Source organism: Planktothrix sp. FACHB-1355 (genome assembly GCF_014748295.1).
Lineage (GTDB): Bacteria > Cyanobacteriota > Cyanobacteriia > Cyanobacteriales > Aerosakkonemataceae > Aerosakkonema > Aerosakkonema funiforme_A.
The window spans coordinates 1-5,153 of record NZ_JACJUP010000425.1 but is presented as its reverse complement, the minus strand read 5'-3'; the positions used below and the strand labels follow the sequence as shown (position 1 = coordinate 5,153).

Genomic DNA, 5,153 nt, shown 5'->3' with positions numbered 1-5,153 from the left:
GAACACCAAGAGCATCATAAATTGATATTCTATTTAGGGAAGTGTTACCGATCTCAATTTCGATCGCCAAATCGGGAGGAGGGTCGCGGGTGAGGTCAATTTCCGCTTTACCCATTACAGCTGAGGCATTTTGGATGTAGAAGCATTCGTCTGGTTCTAAGCCTCGTTCTAAGTCCTGACGCTTAAACGTCATAGAACCTGGATTAATTAGGGGAATACTTCGTTCTTCGGCTAAAATTTTAATAAAGCTCCCCATGAGCGTCTTGTAGCGCTGGTGTCTGTAGGGGGGGCCAATCATCTCTAAAGTGCCGCGATCGTATGTCAGGCGAACCGAGCGATTTTGTAATACTTTCACTATTGTTTCATAGGCATCCCAACTGATGTCTGTCAGGATAAACTTTTGCTTTGGTTGAATTAGATCGATTGCCATTATAAATTCTATAGCTAGGGATTAGGGACTAGGGGCTAGGGGCTAGGGAAGACAGAAGAGAGAAAAGGCTTACGGGGTAAGGGATGGAAGGATCGGAGGTAAGAGTTTGAGTTGTCCTAACCGACTTTCATTGGTTGCTATAAATTCTCAGTTTTTTTACATTAAACATTGTCTCACCGAAAAGCCGAATGTTTACGGGTAATAAATTCTGTCTGTCGGGAGATTTTGGACAATTTTCGGGGAATTTGCCGAACCGGAAAACCAGGAAAAGCAAAAATTGATATTTGTTTATTTGTGAAACAGTAAATATACAGTTATAGACGAACTATACATATATACCGATCTTTTCAGGTGACTAAGGTACAGATAAACCCAGTTTCTTCAAGAAACCCGGTTTCCGGGGTAGACTTGATGCAACTGAAAAATGCTATAAAATACGGGTCGAGCGATGCTTCAGCTTAATGTCACCCCTAAATATCATTTATTCAACTGTCGCGTTTTGCCCTTTAATCAAACTACGAAATGCTGATATTATTTTTATTATTCAGTTAGTAATTTACACAATTTATCCGCTATCTGCACTTGTGTGTCTGATGATAATTGACCCAATTCGCGCTGAACTACTGATTTACGAACTGTCATCAGGCGATCTAATCTGATAGTAGAGGCTGTATGTAAACCACTAGCAGCAAAGTCGGGATGAGTTGTATCCAAAACAATATCTGTTTCCAGCAAATCACTAGGAATCTTACTGGTGATAAAAGCCAGAATAATGTGATTGTAAGGCCCGATCGGGTTAGTTAAGCAGACAGCAGGACGCACCTTGGTAGCCGATAAATCATCAAATGGGAAAGGCACCAGCACAATTTTACCTTTAGTCATTGAATGCCTTCCCATCAGCTAATGTATAAATATCTTCTTCTGGATCGTTGAGGAAATCAAAAACAGGGTTATTGGCTGCGGCGTAAAGCCATTCTTGTTCGTCTATTTCCTCTATATCCTGCCAATCCAGATCGTACTCCAATTCCTCCGCTTCATCTGAGTAATTGAACATGAAAACAAACTTACTCTTAGGTAGAATCAATGTTGGAAGATAAAGTGGTTGATCGTCCCAACCCTTTTCCTTCTCGCCCTTTTCATACATAACAACAAGCGTCGGAATATGTGGATATTTTTGTCTGGGCTTACTTATCCATTGACTGTTTGCAAAACCCGCACCTAGCCAAGGTCTTGTAGTTTGGTTTGACAAGTCAAGTCCTTCACATTTTTGCCCTCGACGAACATTCAGCATTCCCTTTTCGATACCTTTAGCTTTCATCGCCCTGAGTACTTCTTTAACTCGCTTATCTTCCCATGAATATCCCAGACAACGCGCACTCGGCATATTTTCCAGAATTTCAATCAAAAAGTCAATGTCTACTTCATAATAGTTATCGTCACCTTGATATTCAGCCAGAAGATTATTGAGAGCTTCTGTATGCTTGCTTACCTCTGCCTTTTTCCAAAGCGGATCGCGAGGGAAAATCGCAGTTCCAGGTGTAAAGGCATCTATTCCTGCTAAATTCAAGACATTAGAACGGGTTGCTTGCAGTCTTCCACCAACCCAGACAGGCTTGAGCTTAATTTGGCTGGGATCGTCGCCAATAGCCTGACGCATACCTTCATCAGATTCATGGATAGCGCGGAAAGCTTCTAAGATATGCTTGGGTAAAAACAGACGAGTAACATCTTTTAGTTCCTGGCGATAACCATACATTCGAGCGTGTTGATGCACGGTATCCATCACTTTTTGTTTGGCATCCCGTCCGTAATAAGTTACCATCAATCCTTCAATAGTTACACACCTGCCAAGCCTATTTCCACCAATAAGAATATTCATTCCTGGGTTATAGTTTGGTTCTTTATCTGGATTATTAGCATTGATAACTTTTGGGATAGCGCTCCGTAATTCATGCTTTAAGTCTTCAATAAGAGAATCGAGAGGCGGTAAATTAGGTACTGTTTTACTTAACTCCTGATAAGCTTCAGTTAGCCATTTCAACGCCTGCTCTTTCTTGCTTGTAGATGATTGACCTCGCAGAGCCTTATCCAGTTCTACGACAAATCCACTAATTATTTTTTCCAAGTTATCGTGATTATCTTTTTTGTAGCATATATGAGCTAAAAAAGAGTATTTCGCATCTTCATCTGTTGTCGATCTCATTTTATAAATTGCCCCCAGGAAGAAGCAGCATAAAGCTATCCTCAAGCCTTCAGGAATATTCCAGTTATTACCAGGGTTTATCTTTCCTTCCTGCTGTTTTAATAGCTCTATCTCTTCAGCTTTAACTATAAAACAATAAGGGCTATTTTCGTCAAAAAATAAATCTCCTCCCATGTAACTATCACCTGGTTTAGGTAGGGCAGCACAAAAAGCAGGTTTACATGGATGGTCAAGATTTTGCAGCAGCAAACTCTGCGGAGTGGCTGTAATCTGTAAGTAAATGTGATTAGCTACTTCTTTCCGTATTTTGCCAATTTTATCAAAAATTGCACTATCTGGAACTATGTCTTTACCTTTCTTTGCTTGCTTTTGTTCGTTTGTATTCAAGCTAGCATTATCAGCTTCATCATCAAATATCAGAGTTGGTACACTACTGGCATTAGCATATTTAAGAACTTTCAGCAAGTTATCCAAGTGACGCTGATTTTTAGTAGATACTAGGACAACACCAGTATCTTTTATATATGGAAGCAATTTACTTTTAGCAAATTCGTGTGGATCGTTTTTCCATTGTTCCCAATCGAAGACAACAGGCCCACCTTTGAGTTGATTATTGAAACGAGCAGCAGTTTGTTTGCCAAGCCAAGTATTGTCCGAAGTTAATACAATGAAACAACGAAATCCATTTTCTTGAGCAACTGCCAGCGTAGCAATGGTAGTATTAGTCTTACCGCTCTGAACTCTACCGTAGATTAAACCAGTAGTACCATCAGGTATTTTACCTTTGTAAGGATTACTAACAAGTCCCGTAGCTGTAGCGCCAACATCACCAACGCCAAATTTTTCTGAGTAGACTTTAACGCAGTTCTTAACAATCTCTACAGCCGTTTGCTTTAATTCCTCTGCTGCTTTCTCTCCTATTTTGCTTCTCAAACGAGCCATAAGCTTGTTGATGCAATATCCATCTGTTTTAATAGTAATTTCACTCATAGCTATTTTCTCTACTAGCAAAAACTACGCGAGGCCAGTCACTTTGGGGTACGGTCTGCTCCATTTGCTGCCTGCCAGGGCCACTTACATGATAACTGCCATGAGGCTGCCTTGACACCGAGAGATGCTGGCCGCTAATGCCAGCATCTTTATCTAAGATACTCCAAAGGCGCTGTTGGGCTATGCAGCAGATGCCGTCTTTATGACAGATTAGTCCAATAAACACTGTGAAGTCAGGATAGTTTTTATATAGGATATCCAATGCAGACTCTTCTTGGCTACTCAATGTGAAAGACCAAGCAGATTTTGGTTTTGTGGATAGCTTAAAAAGAACGGCTGACTTACTGGTATTAGTTTCTATTAAGTAAATAGAACTATGTATCCAAGATGGATGAGCGATCGCAATTTGCTCTCCATAATTAATCAGGCGTAAAAACGCAGCACCTTGCAGAAATTCTCGATCGTTAATCATTAACTGATCGTGCGGGTGTCGATCTCCCGGCACTTTTGTTTAAATTATACCCCACTCGGCCAATCTCACGCTGGGTGAGCGATCGCAACCAGCTTGACCTTTCTCAAACATACAAACTCGCCACGTATTCCCCATAACCATTGTAAGGAAGCGTGGCTCGTTTCTCCCACTCAAAATTCGGCCCCTTCCCCACAAATTTTTCCGTCGCCTGCGACCATCGGGGATGAGGTTTTGTGGGATTTACATTTGCTATAAAATCATACTCGTTAGGCACAAGCGTATTCCAAAAAGTTGCTGGCTGATTTTCCACAAACTCAATTTTGACGATCGACTTTGCACCCTTAAAACCATACTTCCAGGGTATTACTTCTCGCAACGGCGCACCGTGTTGATCGGGTAACAAATGACCGTAAACTCCTACAGCAAAAAATGCTAACTCGTTTGCCATTTCATCTAGGCGCAAACCTTCTGTATAAGGCCAAGGTAACTTTCTCCCCAATGTCCAAGCTGGGCCGATCGTAATTTTCGGATCGTAATAAGACGTAAAGCGGACAAATTTAGCTTGCGAAGTTGGTTCCACCGCAGCAATTAATTCGCGCATAGGAAATCCAATCCAGGGAATCACCATCGACCATGCTTCAACGCAGCGAAAGCGGTAAACGCGCTCTGACAAGGGAAACTTTTTCTGCAAATCATCTAAGTCGTAAGTGCGGGGATTTTTCACCAACCCTGTGACTTCGACTTTCCAGTTTTCCGCAGGCAAAGCTTGTGCTGCTTGCCAAATCGATTTACCGCTACCGTATTCATAAAAATTGTTATATCTGCCAGCCAAAGTTTCGGCGGTAATCGGTCGATCGACTTCGGCAAAAGCGGGATTGCGTTTAACTGAATTTAACTTAGGTTTATTCAATGTTTTTTCCAGGGTCAGCGCCGATTCTCCAGACTGCTGGCAGCCTAAAATGGGCATAATACTTGCGCCCAAGCTTGCTCCCACGAGCGTTTTCAGAAAGCGACGCCGATTGAAAAAAACATCTACCGGCGTGACGGAGCGATCGGGA

The 5,153-nt window shown here is 41.8% G+C and carries 5 protein-coding genes; all 5 read right to left on the bottom strand.

The features are described 5' to 3' along the window. A partial coding sequence (locus tag H6S82_RS17515) for a Uma2 family endonuclease (protein ID WP_191056483.1) occupies positions 1-430 on the bottom strand: 430 nt, incomplete at its 3' end. A gap of 540 nt (positions 431-970) precedes the next feature. Next, positions 971-1,312 (bottom strand): type II toxin-antitoxin system PemK/MazF family toxin, encoded by a 342-nt coding sequence (locus tag H6S82_RS17510; RefSeq protein ID WP_190469727.1) that lies wholly within the window; start codon positions 1,310-1,312, stop codon positions 971-973. Further along, a complete protein-coding gene (locus tag H6S82_RS33610) occupies positions 1,305-3,623 on the bottom strand; it encodes a Z1 domain-containing protein (RefSeq protein WP_190469726.1) in 2,319 nt (772 codons plus the stop codon). The genes H6S82_RS17510 and H6S82_RS33610 overlap by 8 nt, the downstream gene beginning before the upstream one ends. Further along, a complete protein-coding gene (locus H6S82_RS17500) occupies positions 3,616-4,095 on the bottom strand; it encodes a hypothetical protein (RefSeq protein ID WP_190469724.1) in 480 nt (159 codons plus the stop codon). Before H6S82_RS17500 ends, H6S82_RS33610 begins: the two co-directional genes overlap by 8 nt. Before the next feature lie 103 nt (positions 4,096-4,198). Beyond that, the coding region (msrP, locus tag H6S82_RS17495) for a protein-methionine-sulfoxide reductase catalytic subunit MsrP (protein ID WP_191056482.1) at positions 4,199-5,153 on the bottom strand (955 nt) is incomplete at its 5' end.